Source organism: Bacillus sp. 11B20 (assembly GCF_056098985.1).
This window is the reverse complement of the sequence record NZ_JBLZWZ010000007.1, coordinates 128,429-148,162: the sequence shown is the minus strand read 5'-3', so window position 1 is coordinate 148,162 and position 19,734 is coordinate 128,429. Positions and strand designations below refer to the sequence as shown.

The following is a 19,734-nucleotide window of genomic DNA, read 5'->3' as shown; positions in this document are numbered from 1 at the left end:
AGAAAAGGCGGGATTTGATTGACAACAATTTGCCTAGTCAGACACGGGGAAACAGATTGGAATGCAGCGAAACGAATTCAAGGACGAACAGATATCCCTTTAAACGACAAAGGTAAATGGCAGGCTGAACAAACTGGACTTTACTTAAAGGATGTCCATTGGGATGTTGTCATTTCCAGTCCACTAACAAGGGCAAAAGAAACGGCACACTTGATTTTAAATCATGTCCATGCCCCACTTGTCATCATGGATGATTTCATTGAACGAGATTACGGTGACGCTGAAGGCATGTCGTTTGAGGAACGTTCAAAGCTGTTTCCAGATAAACAGTATCCCAATATGGAACCACTTGAGACGATTCAAAACCGAATGTTAGAAGGTATTGAGAAAGTCAGAGCCGCCTATCCAGATCAACATGTCTTGATCGTAGCTCACGGCGCTGCTATCCATGCTTTACTCACCACTTTGGCTGATGAACATATGGGTCTACAGAACACGAGACTTGTCAATGCTTGCTTAAATTATGTGGAATGGTCAGATGGTAAATGGAAGGTTCGTGATTACAATGTGGTCAGCCATTTAACTCAATCCACCCCTTCTTAAAGAGCCTGTTATCTTAGCAGGTTCTTTTTTATGACAAAAACAATGATAAAATAATATTTTTTTATATCGAAATTCGAAATAGATGCTAGACGATTCTACCTATTTTATGGCTTTTCGGGTATCGAATATTTAACCGGAAATAGATCATGAGAAAAAAAGCACACTCCCTTTTTAATAGATCATCGCTGAAATGATAGAATAAACATATTTTACCACCAGTTCCAAGTGACTTAATTCCCCAATTTTCGCTAGGACTTTCACAAAAATTCAGGTCTACTCTTATTTGCCTACTTCCCTTAAACTGAATATACAGAATAATCAAACGGATCATTCTATTAGACTACGGATGATTATTCTGAAATAAGAAAAAAGGGATGTGGAATGTGCGTGAAAAAGAAAAATGTGATGACAAGTGTTTTATTGGCTGTCCCTCTTCTGTTTTCAGCAGGGTTTGGAGGATCCATGGCAAATGCCGAGACGGTCTCCAAAACAGATAGTGAAAAAAGCTATATTGTTGGTTTTAAAGCCTCTGCCACCACAAACAGCTCTAAGAAACAAGCTGTCATTCAAAATGGTGGAAAACTAGAAAAACAATACCGCCTCATTAATGCTGCACAAGTGAAAATGTCCGAACAAGCCGCCAAAAAACTTGAACATGACCCTAGCATTGCTTACGTAGAAGAAGACCATAAAGCAGAAGCATATGCACAAACCGTCCCTTATGGAATCCCTCAAATCAAAGCTCCAGCTGTACACGCTCAAGGTTATAAAGGTGCTAATGTCAAAGTAGCTGTCCTTGATACTGGAATCCACGCTGCACACCCTGATTTAAATGTTGCAGGCGGTGCGAGCTTCGTCCCTTCAGAGCCAAATGCCACCCAAGACTTTCAATCACATGGAACTCACGTAGCTGGAACCATTGCTGCCCTTGATAACACAATTGGTGTACTCGGGGTCGCTCCAAGCGCTTCCCTATATGCTGTAAAAGTATTAGACCGTTATGGCGACGGACAATACAGCTGGATTATTAGCGGTATTGAATGGGCTGTAGCCAATAATATGGATGTCATCAATATGAGCTTAGGCGGACCAAGCGGTTCAACTGCGCTTAAAAATGCCGTCGATACAGCGAATAACCGTGGAGTCGTTGTTGTGGCAGCAGCAGGTAATTCTGGCTCTAGCGGCTCTAGCAGTACAGTTGGCTATCCAGCAAAATACGATTCTACAATTGCTGTTGCCAATGTAAACAGTAACAATGTCAGAAACTCATCTTCTAGCGCAGGTCCTGAATTAGATGTTTCTGCACCTGGTACTTCTATTTTAAGTACAGTGCCAAGCAGTGGATACACTTCTTATACTGGAACATCTATGGCGTCTCCTCATGTAGCAGGAGCAGCAGCGCTTATTCTTTCTAAAAACCCGAACCTAACAAATTCACAGGTTCGCCAGCGCTTAGAAAATACAGCGACACCGCTTGGTGACTCATTCTATTATGGAAAAGGGTTAATCAACGTTCAAGCGGCTTCTAACTAACCAAGTGTGATAAATAAAATCCGGCTGATCCAGCCGGATTTTATTTATTACTGCTTTTTAGGCGGCTTCTCTTTTTCCGCCGCTTTTTCCATATCCATGATTCTCTCCATCATGGTTGGGTGTCCATAACGGAAAATCTTCACTAGAAACGGTGGATTCACCTGGGACAATCCTGATTTTGCAAGTTTTTGAAAAGACGTTACGCCCGCCTCCCCGTCTTTTGTCATGTTCACCGCATATTCATCGGCTGCCCGTTCTTGATGCCTTGACACTGCATTTGTAAAAGGTGAAGCTGCAAATGACAGCATCGATACGATGATTAAAAGAAGCGGAAGAGCAGCAATGTCGTGTGACACCTTCAGACGAAATGTGGCTGCCCCTTTTTGATAAAGATAAAAATAAAGACGATCGATCGCAAATAATCCGGCCAATGACAGCACTAAATATCCTGCTAATCCAATATAAACATGTTTCATGACGTAATGTCCCATTTCATGCGCCATGATAAATAAAATTTCGCGGTCTTTCAGCTTTTGCAGTGTTGTGTCCCATAAGACAATACGCTTATTTTCACCAATTCCTGTGACATAAGCGTTCATCGTGTTCGTTTTCTCAGACATATTGACCTCATACACATGATCTGCCGGAATATGCGCTTTGTCTGCAAGCGTTAATATCTTCTTCTCAAGCGCTTGATCCTTTAGTGGATAAAAATTGTTATATAACGGATCAATGACGACCGGCTGTATAAAGAAGAGAAACAGCGTAACTGGGACTGTCAAACACCACGCATACAGCCACCAGCGTTTTCTTCTCTTTTGAATCAGCCAAAAAAACACAATTGCACAAAGGGCAAGGAGCGGATATTGAATCCAAAAATCCAGTGTTTGATCTTTCAACCAACTTGCCGTACTTTGTGCAGATACTCCGTAGTGCAAAGACAGCTGATAGCCAATCCACTTCATTGGGAATGAAATGAGCATTGTTAGAAGCGACAGCACAAACACGTACACAAGTTTGCTTAAAAACGTGAAACGAGCTGCTGACAGGCTCCAGTCTGCTATTTTCCGTGAAAACCCTGAAATGAGCAAAAGGAAAAAGACATACCAATCTAATGGGATGGTTATGAAATACAGCAGGTTCCGTATGTTCGAGAAATTCTCGCTGATCGCAAGCTCATGACTTGTCATAAAAGTATGCGGATCTGCACTTGTCCCTTTTACACTTTCAGGTACCGATGAATCCCCCATTAGAAACAAATATGAATAAATAAAAAGACCGTACAATATGTATGCTACCGTTGCAAGAGCTACCCATTTACGTACTCGCACAGGTCAGCCTCCTTTCCATTCCTCTCTCTATTCTAATCACTCTTTTTTTCGTTTAGAACCTGTCTCATGTGGCTCCATCATAGCATGCCCCATCTGAAAAAGCTTTCGCGAAAAAAATGATTATGCGACTTAAAAATCGGAGAAGCTACATGTATAACAGTGAGTTGGAGGATCAAAATGAAGAAAATCCTTGCAGGAGTTGTGATTTTGGGACTTTTATTCATCACCTTCTTTTATGTGTTCAGCCGGACGAGCGAAATCTTTGATGAGAATCGAGCAGAAAAATTGCTGCTCTCGCCTGCGAATGAATCCATCTCGTATGAAATAGATGATAAGGACACAGCAGAAGATCTAATTGAAGAATTAAATAAAGGCAGACAAACAAGCAATCATCTCAAGAAAAATTTAAAAAAGCCCGATTATATCGCCAAAGTGATGTTCGGACGAACAAACGGCACCACCTTTCAGCTTTGGACCGGCCGATCACAAGTCGTTTTTTTAGTTGATGGAACATTTTATGAACTGAATCAAAAACAGTCGAAATCTTTTCAGAAACAGTTAAAAGAAGCCATTCAAAAGAGCTAAAATGATCTTTTTATCCCTTTGTCTTCTTTCGGCGTGAGATGCGAGGATTTGTCTACATGCTAAGGGAGCCTCCTCATCAGAGACTCCCTTTTTTTATTTACTTTCTTCTGCTTGATACTTTTCCTTTAGCGCTCTTCTTAAAATTTTACCTGTTGTGTTTTTAGGAATATCATCTATGAAATGGATCGTTTGGGGCTGCTTATATTTCGCTAAATAGCGTGAACAATGTGTAATGATGTCTTCTTGATTGATGTGAGCATGTTTCTTAGGGGAAATGTAACAGACGACTGCCTCTCCTGTGTTTGGATCTGGCACACCGATGACAACGGCTTCTGCTACAGCTTCATGTTGATAAAGTACCTCTTCTACTTCTCTTGGATACACATTATAACCGCCAACAAGAATCATATCCTTTTTCCGGTCGACAATATAAATATATCCTTCTTCATCTCTTCTTGCCAAATCGCCAGTATACAGCCAGCCGTCTCTTAGTGCAGCTTCCGTATCTTCTGGCATTTGATAATAACCTTTCATGATGTTTGGCCCTTTTGCTATCAGCTCTCCGACTTCATTTGGACCAACTTCTTCTCCTAGTTCATTCACTATTTTATTCTTCACATTCATAATGTCAGTCCCGACAGAACCTGGTTTTCTTTTTCCGTCAAGAGGATTAAATGCAGTCACTGGTGATGCCTCTGATAATCCATAACCCTCAAGGACCGTAACACCGAACTTTTTCTCAAAGCCATGAAGTAAGGCAACAGGCATCGAGGCACCGCCTGATATACAGATCCTCACAGATGCCATCGCTTTATCATGCCCCTCCTGGCGGTACAAATAGTTATACATGGTGGGCACACCAACAAATAGCGTTGGCTTCTCTTTTTCCATCATGCGCAAAAGCTCTGATGGGCTGAAATGCGGCAAGACATAAATCGTCGCACCATGAATCAACGGTGCATTCATGCAGACTGTTAAACAAAAAACATGGAACATTGGCAAAGCGGCAATGACCTTGTCCTTTTTATCAATCGATAAATACTCAGCGACATCTCTAGCATTTGAATAAAGGTTGAAATGAGTCAGCATTGCACCTTTTGGTTTTCCTGTCGTGCCAGATGTAAATAAAATAACAGCGGTATCATCTGGCTGAATGGAAGGATGTACATTCTCATTCGCAACACCTGACACAAGCTTTCCAAAGAAAACAAGTCGATCAGATACTTCCTTGAAGCTTGATCTGCACGCCGATTCATTTTCTGCACAAATGATGACTCTTTCAATGGACGGAAGCTGCTCATACACCTGCTCGTACACTGGCAGAAGCTGTTCAGGCGCCACAATACCTTTTACATCGCCTGTGATGAGCATATACCCAATTTCACTAGGTGTATATGTTGGGTTAATAGGTACTACGACAAGCCCTGCCTTTAATGCGCCAAAAAAAGAAATGACAAAATGCGGTGAATTTCCTAAAATAAGCGCGATATGATCCCCAGCTTGAAACCCTTCGTTGACTAATCCATCTGCAAAACGCTCAATACTTGTCATCAGCTCTCGATAGGTCCACTTCTTTCCTTCATAGATCAGTGCGATATTTTCTCCCTTCGTCATCGCCGTCTGCTGAAGATTTTTGATCAAATCCATTCTCCCACCCCTTACATGTCATCAATGAATGAATAACCATTCATTTTATGGCCGAACATTCCTCCTTTCTATTATAATAGACAATCGAAAAAATCCACAAGATCAAATGTAAATCGCTTTCATTTCCTTCAATCAAAAAAGCACCGCTATCTCTAGCCGTGCTTTCACGCGATTAATAAATCAAATCAAGAAAATCCTCTTTTGATACATTGCCGAAATAGTGGCGCATATCCATATCTTCTAAGACGTCACTGATCGTTTTACGATCATATTGCTGCCCAATGAGCCGCTTCTCAATATCAGCAATATCCCCTACGCCAAAGAAATCACCAAAGATTTTGCAATCCTGGATCATCCCTTTTTTCACTTCTAATCGCAAATCAATGGAGCCTGCAGGGAATCTCTTAGAATGCTGTAAATTAAATTTCGGTGAACGGCCATAGTTCCATTCCCATTTTTGATAGCGATCTCGGGAAATCTCGTGAATCTTTTCCCAATCCTTTTCGGTCAGGCGATATTGAGGCACGTCCCCATTTGTATCAAAAATGTAGCTTAAAAGAATTTTTCTAAACTCTTCTGTTGTCATTTTTTGATCCATCAATTCACTGATATTGGCAACCCTGCTTCTAATCGATTTGATGCCTTTTGATTCTATCTTTTCTTTTTTCACATTTAGAGCCGAAACGACATGTTCAATTTCTGAATCAAATAGCAGCGTGCCATGGCTGAAAATACGTCCTCTTGTTGCAAACTGGGCATTTCCAGAAATTTTACGTCCATCTGCCATGATGTCATTTCTGCCGCTCAATTCAGCTTTAACACCTAGCTTTTCAAGCGCTTTGATGACCGGCTCTGTGAACTTTTTAAAGTTATGGAAGCTGTCCCCATCATCTTTTGTGATAAAGCTGAAGTTTAAGTTTCCTTTGTCATGGTAAACTGCACCACCGCCAGATAAGCGGCGCACGACTTTGATTCCGTTGTCTTCCACATACTTCGTGTTGATTTCTTCTATTGTATTTTGGTTCTTTCCAATAATGATTGACGGCTGATTGATGTAAAACAGCAAATACGTTTCTTCTGGATCTAAATATTTTAAGCAATATTCTTCAATTGCCAAGTTAATCATTGGATCATAATGTTGTTCGTTATCGATAAACAGCATCTCTATCTTCCTTCCTTGTTCCATCTAAGCCCTGAATGGGCAAGCTGTATATTGCCAGTATATAACGCCTGTGCTTCATTGACTAGGTCTTTATGACGACCAAAATGGGGCAGATGGGTGATGATGAGTTCCCCAACATTTGCTTCCTTTGCAATCTTCCCTACCTCTGTACTGTTCATATGTCCAGCACCTGATCCATCCTGTCCAGCGTAAAAATTGCTTTCGGCTATGAGCAGATCTGCTCCCTTGCTAAAAGGAATAAATGCCTCCTGATAGCTTGAGTCTGCTGTATACACGACCACAGCATCCTCTGCCTGAATTCTCATAGCATAGCATTCTGCCGGATGAACCGTTTTCAAAAAATCTATTTGAAAGGGTCCAAGCTGAATCCCTTCTTCTGGCTGATAAGGCTTTGCCTTTGTATGTACATCATCAGAAAGCCGTCCAAACGCTTCTTGATCACCAGTATGTCCATAGATCGGAAGCGGGCCGCTGCTTTTTCCTAAATGATATCCCACTAGCTTCGCATATTGGAGTGGTCCGATATCTGCAATATGATCGTGGTGATAATGAGAAAGGAGAACAGCATCTAGTTCTTCTATATCAATGTATTGCTGAAGCTTTGAAAGAACACCGCTTCCGCAGTCTACAAGAAGCCTGAAGCCATTTGATTCAAAAAGGTAGCCTGATGTCGCTTCACCTGCTGCCGGAAACCCTCCATAGCATCCAATTACGGTTAATTTCATCGTCATTTTTCCCTCCTTTTCTAAAAATCCCCTTCTTACAATATACCCATTTTTCATGGAAAAAGCATTCTTCTTGCCTATTGTTACAAAACAGATTGACAATTATTAATCTGTTATAATACAATGATAGCAACAAAACGTATTGGAGGATGACAAATGCTAGGAAAAATCACAGAGTTTTTTAGAAATTTGCCTTCAAAGAAATGCACAAAATGTGGAAATGATTTAATGGAACAGCACGAGTGTTACGGTAATGAATGTGAGGAATGCTCACAAGTAAGTTATCTTAAATAAGGAAATAAATTGAATAAAAAAGCACTTTTTCCCTCCTCCGTCAGTTGGAGTCAAAAGTGCTTTTTATTTTTTCTGAAAAATAGGTAAAAAGGTAAAACCCTTGTCACAAAAGGGTTTTTTGGTATTTTTATATGATGAGTTTTAGTTCTGAAGACACTTTTTATTGACTAAAAACAATGAAGGAGGTTCTAAATGTCTATTTTTTCTAACAATTTTGTATTTTCTTAATATAATTTTATCGTGGACGAACCTCTTTAATTTTAGTTATACTTTAATTCATATATTAAAACTTAATATGATGGGAATATTCCTTTAATGAATATGTTAGGGAGGAAATCTATGAAAAAATTAAAATTTGGATTGGCTACTCAAATCCTAATCGGTCTTATTCTCGGTGTCGTTGTTGGGGCAATCTTTTTCGGTAACCCAGGAGTCGAGACATACTTAAAACCAATTGGAGACTTCTTCTTAAGACTCATTAAGATGATTGTCATACCAATTGTCGTATCCAGCTTAATTTTAGGTGTTGCAGGTGCGGGTGATGGTAAAAAAGTAGGGAAACTAGGTTTTAGAACCATTCTTTATTTTGAAATTATCACAACATTTGCGATTATCCTTGGCCTTGTCCTAGCAAACTTTGTACAGCCTGGTGCAGGCGTTGACTTTGGACATGCGGAAAAACAAGATATTAGCCAGTATGTTGAAACGGAAAAAGAGCAAAGCAGCAAATCAGTTGCTGATACGTTCCTTCATATCGTTCCAACGAACTTCTTCCAATCATTGGCGGAAGGTGATTTGCTTGCGATTATTTTCTTCACTGTGCTGTTTGCACTTGGCGTTTCAGCGATTGGGGAACGCGGTAAACCAGTGCTCGCCTTCTTCGAGGGTGTATCACATGCCATGTTCCATGTCGTTAATGTTGTGATGAAAGCTGCACCATTTGGTGTATTCGCACTCATTGGTGTGACCGTATCAAAATTTGGTCTTGAATCTCTTATTTCATTAGGTAAGCTTGTAGGTCTTGTTTATTTTGCGCTCGCTCTCTTCCTTATCGTTGTATTCGGAATTATCGGAAAGATGATTGGCGTCAATATTTTCAGATTTCTTGCTTACATGAAAGACGAAATGCTTCTTGCCTTTAGTACATCCAGCTCTGAAACAGTTTTACCAAGAGTCATGGATAAAATGGAACGCATCGGATGTCCAAAAGGAATTGTTTCGTTCGTTATCCCAATCGGTTATACGTTTAACCTGGATGGCTCCGTCTTGTATCAAGCCATTGCTGCGCTTTTCCTTGCACAGGTATATGGCATTGACCTCACGATCGTCCAGCAGCTTACACTTGTTCTTGTACTGATGGTAACATCTAAAGGAATGGCTGCCGTTCCTGGTACTTCATTTGTTGTATTACTCGCGACATTAGGAACGATCGGTGTACCTGCTGAAGGTCTTGCATTTATTGCAGGTGTGGACCGTATCATGGATATGGCACGGACTGTTGTGAACTTAACAGGAAATGCACTTGCAGCTGTTGTGATGTCTAAATGGGAAGGGCAGTATGACCCTGAAAAAGGACATCGCGTGATGACAGGACAAGAGGTACCCGAGCCAACACAGCTTTCAAGCTAATGAAAAAGAACCCCATCTATCGGGGTTCTTTTTTTATGCTGTGATTAATGGTGATTGAACATAGTGATAAAGAAGATCTGCAGTATGGACAAGTGAATCTTCATGTGTTCTTTCAAAGGCATGCGAGGAATCTATACCAGGACCAATCAGTCCATGAATGATATCATGCCCTGCTCTAATGGCTGCTGATGCATCAGAGCCGTAATAAGGGTAAATATCAAGGCGGTAATCAATGTTGTGCTCTTCTGCTAATGCAGCTAAATGCTTGCGTAATCCATAGTGATAAGGGCCGCTCGAATCCTTTACACAAATCGATACACTGTATTCATCTGTTGACTGACCGTCACCAATCGCGCCCATATCTACAGCTAGATATTCCACCGTTTCTTCTGGAATATTCGAGTTCCCGCCGTAGCCAATTTCTTCATTATTAGAAATTAAGAAGTGCGTCGTATGCGGCAATGTGATATTTTCCTTTTGAATTCTGTGGATGAGCCGCAAAAGTAGCGCCACACTTGCCTTATCATCCAGATGTCTTGATTTAATAAAACCTGAAGACGTCACTTCCACTCTCGGATCAAATGAGATAAAGTCCCCTACTTGAATGCCAAGTGCTTTGACATCGTCTGCATCTTTCACCTTTTCATCGAGACGAATCTCCATATTTTCTTGGTTTCGTTTCGCTTTTCCAGCATCCGCATAGACGTGCACGGATGTTTGATGCATAAGAATGGTCCCTGTGTATGTATGGCCTGATGCTGTTTCAATTTCACAATATTCGCCTTCAATTGAGTTATACTGAAAGCCTCCAATAAGTGCTAGACGAAGCCGTCCATTTGATTTAATTTCCTTAACCATCGCACCGAGCGTATCGACATGCGCTGTCAGCATGCGGTGTTCTTTGTCATCTGTTCCTTTAATGGTGGCAATTAATCCGCCTTTTCGATTTCGTTTTGTCTCAATGTTCAAATCTTGTAAAAAACCTTCAACAAAGCCGATCACTTTTTCTGTATTTCCTGATGGACTTGGGATTGATACAAGCTTTTGAATCAGCTGAACGGTTTCATTTACTTCAGTAGTCATTCGGCATTTCCTCCTTTGTCTGAAAGCAATTCCTTCCATGTATGCCTTTTTCAGCATCTCTTCTTAAAATATATCGCTTCAGGTTCGAGATGTCTAATTTCAAATGAAAAATCCTTCCTCTATTAAAGAGAAAGGATTCATGGATTAAGCTTCGTCCTGTTTCATTTTTCTTATGTTCCAAGCAAAGTATGCTGTTGTTGCCGCCATCATGATGATCGCAACTGTTCCAAGGATCGCTGCTTGGTGCCATAAATAGCTGTCATCACCGCTTGCAATGATCGTTCTAAATCCGTTGATTGTATACGTCATTGGAAGCAGACTGTGAATGACTTGGAAGAATTTCGGCACAAGCTCAAGCGGGAATGTACCAGCACTTGCTGCGAGCTGAAGAACCAAGATAATAACAGCAATGAAGCGTCCTGGGTTCCCCATTGTTGTCGCCAGCAGCTGAATGATCGCTAAGAATGTCAGACTGACGATAATCGCAAAGAGATAGAAGCGCCAGAGGCTTTCCACCTCAAGACCGAGCCCAAAGATGAGCAAGGAGCTTGCAATAACTGCTTGTAGGATACCGACAAAAAAGAGCACACTATATTTGCTGAAAAACCATTCAAACGCATTTCTAGGGCGTCCAGCAGGGTCTTTCATTGGGAAGACAACGGTGAGCATGAGAGCCCCTACAAAGAGTCCCATCGATAAAATATAAGGTGTGAGTCCTGTACCATAATTATCAATCTTTTTCGCTGTATCATTTTCTGTTTTCACGGGACTCGCAATCATATTGTAATTGTCTTGACCCGCATCAATTTCTCCTGTTTCATCAGCGGCGCTTTTTAATTTATCGGACAGCTTACCTGTTCCGCTCTTTAAATCTCCCAATCCTTTATCGAGTGATTTTGAGCCTTCAGCAAGCTTAGATGTGTTGCTTTGGATATTCGTTGAACCACTTTCCAGCTTATTTAACGCTGCGCTTAGCTGGCTTGAACCATTTGCAAGCTTATCTGCACCGCTTTTCGCTGTATCAAGCTTTCCATTTGCTGTCTGCAGACCATCTTGTAATTGGCCTTGACCTGTTTGAAGCTTCAGTGCACCTTGATACAATTTATTCGTACCAGATGTCATTTGATCAATCGCATTTTGTATCGCGACTGTAGATGTGTACAGCTGTTCTGTTTTCTGTGGCAGCTGTTTGACTTGCTGCAGCTGAGCTTTTGCAGAAGCAACCGCAGATTGAACCTCACTTGCATCAGGCAGTTCCTGCAAGGCCGCTAAGCTTTGTTCAAGTCCAGACAGATCAGGGAGTTCGATTTTAGGCAGACTGTCAAGCTGATCCATTGCCGCCTTTTTCTCTTCATCTGTCATTGAGCTGTTTTGGATAATGCTTTTTACTTTAGCATCTCGATTCGATAACGCTTCTTTTAATGAAGCAAGTTTTGTACTAAACGTTTTTGCGTCTTTTTTCACCTGATCGAGTTTAGGCGCCATCTTTTCAAGATTCGCTAATTCTGGTGATGACAAGACTTTTTCTACTGCTTCAATTTTTTCTGAAAAGGATTGTGCTTTGTTGTTTAGCTGCTCAATGCCCGCTGTGAATTGCGGCATTTTAGAAGCGAGCTGCTGATGGCCTTCCCGGCTTGTGTTTAACCCTTCAGTCAATGTATCAATTCCTGAACCAAGCTCTCCAAATTTCTGATCGATGGTTTGATAGCCTGTTAAGAGCTGGCCAAGTCCGCTGTCAAGAGATTGTATCCCTGTGTTCAGTTCACCCATTTTACCAGCAAACTGATGAACACCTTCGCTATAGGTTAACGTTCCTTCAGCCAATTTTGCTAAATTGTCTTTTAACTTGTTACTGCCATCTTTTGCACTTTTTGTTCCGTCATCAATTTTCTTCGCACCATCGCTTGCTTGATCTAAGCCTTTTGCAATCGTTTTGAAGTTATCAAAAATGACTTCTGCGTAATTTTTTGTGACTTCCTTTGAAACCGAATCTTTTAATTTGATAATGGCATTATTCGCAATTTGTGACGCCGCATAGTTGGCGCCTGGATTCGTATAATATTTCAGATTCGATTTTTTTGGATGTTTATCAAGGACTGTACTTGCATTTTTCGAGAAATCCTTTGGTATTTCCACGACGAGATAATAATCCTCGTTATTTAATCCCTTCACTGCCTTTTCTTCACTGTCGACAAAATTCCATTTGAAATTATCGTTTTTCTTTAATTCCTTCACTAAATCATCGCCGACATGCAGTGTTTTCCCTTCATAATGACTGCCTTCGTCCAAGTTGACCACTGCTACAGGCAATTGATCGACTGTACCATATGGATCCCAGTACGCTTTTAAAAATACGCCACTGTAAATCAGCGGAATAAATAACACAGCGAAAATCGGGATCAGTAGTTTTTTGCTCGTCACAATGTCTTTCCATTGATTCCGAATTAAATTCATTGCTGTTTTCCTCCCATAGATGAATGACTAAATTTAGAATTTGGTCATTTGAACTTAAAAAAAATTATGTTGCGGCTAAAAGTCCTTTGAGTACATAAAGCTCCAGCGACTCGGCCACCTCTTCTTTTGTTAAAGGCTCGTATCGCTTTTCCCAATCAAAAATAAGTGCAATATATAGTTTCACCATCACAAATGCAGTCAATTCAGGATCACATGGCTTAATATCGCCTTTATCAATCGCTTCTTTTACTTTCGTTTTAACATAGCGAATGATCATTTGCTCCATCTTCTCAATCATTTCCTTGACCGCTGATGTGCCAAGCTCCGCATTTTCCTGAAAGATTTTGATTGTGAGCTGGTGGTTTTTTCGAAATTCCAATATTGCAAAGAGTGCTAAATGAAGGTTTTCAGAGAAACTTTTCTCCTCATCCATTGCTTCATCCGCAATTTTCTTCATCTCTATTAAAAGGGATGTGAAAATTTCATCGAACAGCTCTTCTTTGTTTTTGAAAAAGGTATAAATGGTTCCTTTTCCGACGTTGGCCAGCTTCGCCACAAGATCCATTGTGGTGGCTTTATACCCAAATTGAGTAAATGCCTTCGTAGCCCCGTCTAAAATCATTTGTCTCCTATCAACACTCATGATCTCACTCCCAAAATGACTATTTGAACGTTTTGGTCATTAAGTACAGAAAGTAATATACCACATCCTTTTCTCCGGATGCAACAACTTTGTTCACTTTTATGATTCACAACTCTTTTTGAATTATTCGAACACGAAAAACTCCCTTTCCTTGGTAGAAAAGGGAGTTTATTTTATGAAAATAGATAAGATACAGCCTCTGAAATGGCCGCTTTTCCTTGATCAATACAATCAGGGATTCCGACACCTTCAAAAGCAGCACCTGTGATATAAACACCAGGATATGATTGCTTAAACGTTTCTCGCATGTTCGAAATGGCTTTCTGATGACCGACGTGATACTGCGGCATGCTCGTCTTCCAACGAGTCACTGTCGTCAGTTCTGGATCTGCTTTAATATCCATAATTTTCTTCAAATCCTCCAGCACAATGCTGACGATTTGATGGTCTGACTGTTCGACAATTGATTCGTCGCCAGCCTTCCCTACATAAGCACGCAATAGCGTTTTTCCTTTAGGAGCTGTATGCGGCCATTTTTTGTTCGTCCACGTACAGGCTGTAATAGAGAAATCACTGTTTCTTGAGATGACAAAACCAGTGCCGTCATATTCATTATGAACATCCTCTTCTTTAAAACCGAGTGCAACTGTTGCAACAGAAGTAGATGTCATATCATGCAAGTACTCAAGTCCCGCTTCTTTTGGAAACATGGAATAGATCGATTGATGCGGAGTTGTCACAATGGCTGAATCGGCAAAAAGCGTTTGACCGCTGTCTAATTGCACTCCATAGCCCCCATCAGTTTTTTCAATCTGCTTCACTTTTGTCCCTTTATAAACCGTTGTCAGCTTGAGCTTGCTTTCTACTGCTTCAACAAGCGCTTGCAGTCCTTGATTGATCGTTTGGAACTGCCCTTGTTTTTTCGCTGTCACTTGCTGCGCTTTCGCATGCTGCTGTGATTTTTTCATCCCAAGAATCAAACTGCGATGCTTTTGTTCTGTTTGATAAAACTGCGGGAAGGTGGACATTAAGCTGAGGCGGTCAATGTCACCTGCATAAATGCCTGATAGAAGAGGTTCGATTAAATTCTCAACTACTTCATCACCGACACGTCTTCTAAAAAATTCACCGAGCGACTGATCTTCTGTCTGCTTGCTTTTTGGCAGTACGAAATCCATTGCGGCTCTCGCTTTTCCTGCAACTGAAAAAAGACCGGTTGTGATGAATGGGCTGATTTGAGTTGGAATACCCATGACAGCGCCTTTTGGCATCGGGTGAAGGGTTTCATTGACTAGTACATATGCTTGCCCTGTTTCATTATTGACGAGCTGATCCGCGAGACCAACATCCTTCGCCAGCTGCGGTCCACTGACCTTTCTTTCTAAAAATGAATCAGGTCCACGTTCAATGATGTACCCGTCTTTATATAATGTTTGTATTTTTCCACCTAGCCTAGGGCTCGCTTCAATAAGAGATATTTGAATGGGAAGACCTTTTTCTTCGACTTCCTTTTCCAAATAGAAGGCGGCGGCTAAACCAGTGATGCCACCGCCAATGATGACAAGGTGTTTTTGATTGTCATGCATAGGATCGCCTTCTTTTATATAATTACTTGCTTTCGTCAAGCTTCTTTAATACGACAGTTGCGAGAGCATCAATAAATGCTGGTTTCGCATTTGGCATTTCTGGACGATAGTAGGCTGCACCGATTTCATCTGTCACGACTTTACATTCATAATCGTTGTCGTATAACACTTCAAGATGGTCAGCGACAAACCCAACAGGCACATATACGAACGTTTTATAGCCTTTTTGTTCGAATAGATCCCGTGTTAAGTCTTGAACATCTGGTCCAAGCCATGGATCAGGCGTGTTGCCTTCACTTTGCCAGCCAATTTCATAATGTTCAATTCCTGCACCTTCTGCAATCATTTTGGCAGATTGTGCGAGCTGATCAGGATATGGATCTCCTGCTGCAATAATTTTTTCAGGAAGACTGTGTGCAGACACAATGAGTACGGCTGATTCTCTTTCCTCTTCACTCATCGATGCATACGTATCCTTCACTTGTTTCACCCAATAGTCCACAAACTTCGGCTCATCGTACCAGCTTTCCACAGACGTAATCTTCAGATTGCCAAGCTTGTCTGCCTCATCTTGTGCACGCTTGTTATACGATTTCACGCTAAAGGTTGAAAAATGCGGGGCAAGAACAATACTCACTGCTTCTGTGATGCCGTCTTTGTGCATCTCTGCAACTGCATCCTCAATGAATGGTTCAATATGCTTTAAGCCAATGTAGACATGAAATTCAATGTCGTCTTGGATGTCGTTCAAATGATCACACAAACCATTTGCCTGCTGTTCTGTAATTTTTGATAAAGGAGATATACCGCCGATTGCCTTGTAGCGATCCTTCAAATCTTGCAGCATCTCTGGCTCCGGTTTTCTGCCTCTGCGGATATGTGTATAATAACGTTCAATATCTTCTTCTTTATATGGGGTGCCATATGCCATGACAAGAAGTCCCATTTTCTTTTTCTCCACAACCAACACTCCTTCAGATCATTTGAAATAGTTTAGATGGATGATTTTTTATATTTCGCTGAATAATCGTGAATAAAATCTGTCAGCTTCTTTAACGTATCTGGTGAAACATCAGGAAATACCCCATGACCTAAGTTAAAGATAAAGTGATCTGATTTCATTCCTTGATCTAAAATATCTTTTGCTCTTTCTTCAATGACTTCCCAAGGAGCAAGTAAGATGGTTGGATCAAGGTTCCCCTGTAACGTTTTTGTGAGCCCTTCTTTTCTCGCTTCATCTACACTCATACGCCAATCCAGTCCAACCACATCAAGCGGCAGATCGTGCCAGTCTTTCGCTAGATGGCTTGCACCAACTCCATACATGATCATTGGGACATTTTCAGACTTCAGCTCTGTGAAAATTCGCTGCATGACAGGCTTAATGAATGTCCGGTAATCTGCTGCATTTAAAGCGCCAACCCATGAGTCGAAAATTTGAAATGCACTGACCCCGGCTTTTACCTGCGCGCGTATGTACGTGATCGTCATATCAGCTAACTTGTTCATGAGCAGCATCCACGCCTCAGGATCACTGTACATCAGCGCCTTTGTTTTATGATAATTTTTAGATGGACCGCCTTCAATCATATAGCTTGCCATCGTAAATGGTGCGCCAGCAAAACCGATAAGTGGAACATTCAGCTGCTCCTTCGTTAAAAGCTGAATGGTATCAAGCACATATGGCAGGTCTTCTTCAGGATGAAGTTCCCCAAGACGTTCGATATCTGCTTTAGATCGAATCGGTGCATCAATCACAGGTCCAATTCCATTTTTAATTTCTACGTCCACTCCAATAGCCGGAAGCGGGGTCATAATATCTTTATATAAAATAGCAGCATCTACACCATATTGTTCTACAGGAAGTCTTGTTACATAAGCACATAACTCTGGCTGATGCGTAATTTCAAATAGCCCGTATTTTTCTTTAAGGGCACGATATTCAGGCTGTGAGCGTCCTGCCTGTCTCATATACCAAACTGGTACATGGTCTGTTTTTTCCCCTTTACACGCCTTTAAGAACGTGTCATTAAAAACCTTCGTTTTTCCCATTACCTTTCATTCCACCTTTCGCCTTACACTCTCTTTGCATAAGGCTCAAACACTGCTTTTACTATACCGCGTTTTCAAGGCACGGTATACTAAAGCGGCTCAATGTTCAAAAAATCGCCGAATATTAACGTCCAAAAGACTCTGGCTTGACATACGCACTGCCTTCGCCTTCTTCTTGTGTTTGGGTATTATATGGAACAACTTTATACTCTGCGTTTGAAAATACATTGGCATACGGCATTGTATAACTGCCCACGCCTGTCACTGTGTCGATCAGCGTCTCGCCTCCATTTCTCTTTTCATAGATGCGGTATTCAACGCGTTTATCCTCCTGCTTGTCCCAAGACAGCTCTAATGTAAATAATCCTTTGATTTTAAACGCATAGCGGGCTTCAAATCCTGATACTCCCTCTAAATGGATAGGAGATTGAAGCTCTTTTATTCCCTCTGGTTTTTCAAACGTTTCATTGGTGATTTGAGCTGCTGTTAAAATATCTTTAAACAGCTGCACTGGGTATTGACTGCCACCAGTTAAATAGTGGCTGTTATCGGTTTTGTCATACCCCATCCAAATCGCACCCGTTGTACTAGGCGTATAACCGGCAAACCAAGCATCCTTTGTTGCACCTTTCACACCCGAATATGTGGTCGTCCCTGTTTTGCCAGCTAAATCTCCAGCGTATGAACCGCTCTGGGCTGTCCCGCCTTTGACAACTTGCTGAAGCATTCTTGTCATGTTCCATGCATTCTGCACGCTAAACACTCGTTCTTGCTTACCACGATTCTTTTCTACAGTTTCTCCTTCATCATTGGTGATCTTTTGAATAAAGAAAGGCTTTTTATATACGCCTTCATTGGCAAATGTATGGAAGGCTCCAGCGATCTGTAATGGCGAAACTCCTTTTTCTAAACCACCAAGCGCAATAGCTAAGCCTTTATCAGAGATATCTATCCCCATTTTCTCGAGATATGACTTCGACGTATCAATGCCCAGCTGGCTTAACGTCCACACAGCAGCGGTATTTTTACTTTTCATGAGGGCTTCCATCATTGTGACCCGGCCCTCATACTGCCCATCGTAATTCTTAGGTGAGTAGCCGTCATAGCTTTTTTCTTTGTCTTCAAGCAGCGAATAAGGTCTGAATTTTTTCTCCTGCATTGCCGGACCGTACACCGCGATCGGCTTAAAAACAGATCCCGGCTGCCTAACAGCTGTCACCCTGTTATAGCCTCTCGCCTGATATTCTCGTCCTCCAATGGCTGCTTTCACTCCACCAGACTCGTTATCAATAAATACGGCGCTGCCTTCCGGAGAACCGCTTTTTCCCGGGAAATAACGGTTGTTCTTCATCGCATCATATGCAGTTTTTTGCAGATTCATATCAATCGGTACTTTAATGGTATAGCCGCCTTGAAGCAATTGTTCATGTGAAATGGCATACTCTGATTCTGCTTCTTTTATGATGAGATCAACATAGCTGTCCACCCAAGGTGTTTCTGATTTCTTTTTTAAATGAATGCCTAGTGTTCTCCCTTTTGCTTCTACCGTTTCTGTTGAAGACAAATATCCTTGTTCGTTCATTAAATTCAGGATGGTGTCCCGCCTTTGTTTATTTTTATCAGGGTGTAGAACAGGCGAATAAGTAGATGGTGCCTTTGGCATCGCAGCGAGAGTAGCACCTTCGCTGACCGTTAAATCTTTGACATCCTTACTAAAGTAATAATTGGCTGCTGCCTGAATACCATAAACACCATGGCCGAAGTAAAGCTGATTCAAATACATTTCAAGCAGCTTATCCTTGGAATAATCTCTTTCTAAATTAATGGCAATAATGACTTCTTTCGTTTTTCGAAGAAAGGTTTTGTCATTTGTGAGAAAAATATTTTTTGCGAGCTGCTGAGTAATTGTACTGCCGCCCTCTACCTTTCCTCCTGCTAATATATCTCGATAAACCGCCCTTGAAATAGACTGTGCATCAATTCCGTGATGCTCATAAAAACGCTTGTCCTCGACAGCCACAAAGGCTTTTGCTACTTTATCGGGCACCTCTTTTAACGACACAGGGTCCCGATTTTCTGAATACATGCTTGTGAGTTCTTTTCCATTCTGGTCAATGATTTTGGAGGAAGCGTGAAAAACAAGCTTCTTTTCATCTATGACATAATGTCCTAAAAATAAAATCGTCAGATAGCCAATAAATGAGAGTACGATTGTACTTCCTGCAATGACTAATGGAATGATTATCTTCTTTTTCTTCAAATTAGGTCACCTCATTCCTTTATACGGATAGTATGGGATGTATTGCTTCATAATATGTTTTATGGATTGACTGCCAAAGAATTATATATCATTCTTTTGTTATACTATCAAGCAGGAGGCGGTTTA

Annotated in this window: 16 protein-coding genes; 5 read left to right on the top strand and 11 right to left on the bottom strand. The window is 41.2% G+C overall.

Annotation, left to right across the window (positions count from 1 at the left end):
* Positions 1 to 18: 18 nt before the first annotated feature.
* The gene (locus tag ACN6NB_RS04950; protein WP_059376272.1) at positions 19 to 603 is read left to right on the top strand and encodes a histidine phosphatase family protein; all 585 of its coding nucleotides are present in this window, start codon (positions 19 to 21) and stop codon (positions 601 to 603) included.
* Positions 604 to 990: 387 nt separating this feature from the next.
* Entirely contained in the window at positions 991 to 2,136 is a 1,146-nt protein-coding gene (locus ACN6NB_RS04945) for a serine alkaline protease SapB (protein ID WP_047202379.1), read from the top strand.
* Positions 2,137 to 2,183: 47 nt separating this feature from the next.
* Here ACN6NB_RS04945 and ACN6NB_RS04940 read toward each other — a convergent pair whose 3' ends face one another.
* Complete coding sequence (locus ACN6NB_RS04940; RefSeq protein WP_064498263.1) at positions 2,184 to 3,467, bottom strand: M48 family metallopeptidase; 1,284 nt, start codon at positions 3,465 to 3,467, stop codon at positions 2,184 to 2,186.
* A 177-nt stretch (positions 3,468 to 3,644) separates the two neighbouring features.
* On the opposite strand from ACN6NB_RS04940, the gene ACN6NB_RS04935 reads away from it, so the two are divergent.
* A complete protein-coding gene (locus ACN6NB_RS04935; RefSeq protein WP_064498262.1) occupies positions 3,645 to 4,052 on the top strand; it encodes a YhfM domain-containing protein in 408 nt (135 codons plus the stop codon).
* Between the two features lie 93 nt (positions 4,053 to 4,145).
* On the opposite strand, the gene ACN6NB_RS04930 is transcribed toward ACN6NB_RS04935, so the two are convergent.
* From ACN6NB_RS04930 to ACN6NB_RS04920, 3 genes are all read right to left on the bottom strand, one after another.
* Positions 4,146 to 5,699: a fatty acid--CoA ligase family protein gene (locus ACN6NB_RS04930; protein ID WP_058838803.1), complete on the bottom strand. Its 1,554-nt coding sequence runs from the start codon at positions 5,697 to 5,699 to the stop codon at positions 4,146 to 4,148.
* Positions 5,700 to 5,871: 172 nt separating this feature from the next.
* Positions 5,872 to 6,861 carry a lipoate--protein ligase gene (locus tag ACN6NB_RS04925; RefSeq protein WP_024425472.1) on the bottom strand — a complete coding sequence of 330 codons (990 nt, stop codon included), beginning with the start codon at positions 6,859 to 6,861 and terminating at the stop codon, positions 5,872 to 5,874.
* A gap of 2 nt (positions 6,862 to 6,863) precedes the next feature.
* A complete protein-coding gene (locus ACN6NB_RS04920) occupies positions 6,864 to 7,607 on the bottom strand; it encodes an MBL fold metallo-hydrolase (RefSeq protein WP_047202380.1) in 744 nt (247 codons plus the stop codon).
* A gap of 156 nt (positions 7,608 to 7,763) precedes the next feature.
* On the opposite strand from ACN6NB_RS04920, the gene yhfH reads away from it, so the two are divergent.
* Positions 7,764 to 7,901, top strand: a complete 138-nt coding sequence (gene yhfH, locus ACN6NB_RS04915; protein WP_008359029.1) for a protein YhfH — start codon at positions 7,764 to 7,766, stop codon at positions 7,899 to 7,901.
* A gap of 339 nt (positions 7,902 to 8,240) precedes the next feature.
* Entirely contained in the window at positions 8,241 to 9,530 is a 1,290-nt protein-coding gene (locus ACN6NB_RS04910; RefSeq protein WP_106025312.1) for a cation:dicarboxylate symporter family transporter, read from the top strand.
* A gap of 33 nt (positions 9,531 to 9,563) precedes the next feature.
* On the opposite strand, the gene ACN6NB_RS04905 is transcribed toward ACN6NB_RS04910, so the two are convergent.
* The 7 genes from ACN6NB_RS04905 to ACN6NB_RS04875 all read right to left on the bottom strand — a co-directional run bounded on the left by ACN6NB_RS04905 (position 9,564) and on the right by ACN6NB_RS04875 (position 19,608).
* Positions 9,564 to 10,613 (bottom strand): M42 family metallopeptidase, encoded by a 1,050-nt coding sequence (locus ACN6NB_RS04905; RefSeq protein WP_268502998.1) that lies wholly within the window; start codon positions 10,611 to 10,613, stop codon positions 9,564 to 9,566.
* A 144-nt stretch (positions 10,614 to 10,757) separates the two neighbouring features.
* A complete protein-coding gene (locus tag ACN6NB_RS04900) occupies positions 10,758 to 13,067 on the bottom strand; it encodes a YhgE/Pip family protein (RefSeq protein ID WP_474253256.1) in 2,310 nt (769 codons plus the stop codon).
* Between the two features lie 64 nt (positions 13,068 to 13,131).
* Complete coding sequence (locus ACN6NB_RS04895) at positions 13,132 to 13,710, bottom strand: TetR/AcrR family transcriptional regulator (RefSeq protein WP_059376290.1); 579 nt, start codon at positions 13,708 to 13,710, stop codon at positions 13,132 to 13,134.
* Between the two features lie 173 nt (positions 13,711 to 13,883).
* Positions 13,884 to 15,296, bottom strand: coding sequence for a protoporphyrinogen oxidase (hemY, locus tag ACN6NB_RS04890; protein WP_039177605.1), 1,413 nt, complete (start codon positions 15,294 to 15,296; stop codon positions 13,884 to 13,886).
* Between the two features lie 22 nt (positions 15,297 to 15,318).
* Positions 15,319 to 16,257 carry a ferrochelatase gene (hemH, locus tag ACN6NB_RS04885; protein WP_024426557.1) on the bottom strand — a complete coding sequence of 313 codons (939 nt, stop codon included), beginning with the start codon at positions 16,255 to 16,257 and terminating at the stop codon, positions 15,319 to 15,321.
* Between the two features lie 32 nt (positions 16,258 to 16,289).
* Positions 16,290 to 17,348, bottom strand: coding sequence for a uroporphyrinogen decarboxylase (gene hemE / locus ACN6NB_RS04880; protein WP_039177601.1), 1,059 nt, complete (start codon positions 17,346 to 17,348; stop codon positions 16,290 to 16,292).
* Between the two features lie 124 nt (positions 17,349 to 17,472).
* Positions 17,473 to 19,608: a transglycosylase domain-containing protein gene (locus ACN6NB_RS04875; protein ID WP_039177599.1), complete on the bottom strand. Its 2,136-nt coding sequence runs from the start codon at positions 19,606 to 19,608 to the stop codon at positions 17,473 to 17,475.
* Positions 19,609 to 19,734 lie beyond the last annotated feature (126 nt).

What these genes read in the sequence shown, in the direction of transcription:
- hemY (WP_039177605.1), bottom strand. Translation starts at nt 15,296, where the DNA reads ATGCATGACAATCAAAAACACCTTGTCATCATTGGCGGTGGCATCACT.
- ACN6NB_RS04900 (WP_474253256.1), bottom strand. Translation starts at nt 13,067, where the DNA reads ATGAATTTAATTCGGAATCAATGGAAAGACATTGTGACGAGCAAAAAA.
- hemE (WP_039177601.1), bottom strand. Translation starts at nt 17,348, where the DNA reads ATGGGAAAAACGAAGGTTTTTAATGACACGTTCTTAAAGGCGTGTAAA.
- ACN6NB_RS04935 (WP_064498262.1), top strand. Translation starts at nt 3,645, where the DNA reads ATGAAGAAAATCCTTGCAGGAGTTGTGATTTTGGGACTTTTATTCATC.
- ACN6NB_RS04925 (WP_024425472.1), bottom strand. Translation starts at nt 6,861, where the DNA reads ATGCTGTTTATCGATAACGAACAACATTATGATCCAATGATTAACTTG.
- ACN6NB_RS04910 (WP_106025312.1), top strand. Translation starts at nt 8,241, where the DNA reads ATGAAAAAATTAAAATTTGGATTGGCTACTCAAATCCTAATCGGTCTT.
- yhfH (WP_008359029.1), top strand. Translation starts at nt 7,764, where the DNA reads ATGCTAGGAAAAATCACAGAGTTTTTTAGAAATTTGCCTTCAAAGAAA.
- ACN6NB_RS04895 (WP_059376290.1), bottom strand. Translation starts at nt 13,710, where the DNA reads ATGAGTGTTGATAGGAGACAAATGATTTTAGACGGGGCTACGAAGGCA.
- ACN6NB_RS04905 (WP_268502998.1), bottom strand. Translation starts at nt 10,613, where the DNA reads ATGACTACTGAAGTAAATGAAACCGTTCAGCTGATTCAAAAGCTTGTA.
- ACN6NB_RS04930 (WP_058838803.1), bottom strand. Translation starts at nt 5,699, where the DNA reads ATGGATTTGATCAAAAATCTTCAGCAGACGGCGATGACGAAGGGAGAA.
- ACN6NB_RS04920 (WP_047202380.1), bottom strand. Translation starts at nt 7,607, where the DNA reads ATGAAATTAACCGTAATTGGATGCTATGGAGGGTTTCCGGCAGCAGGT.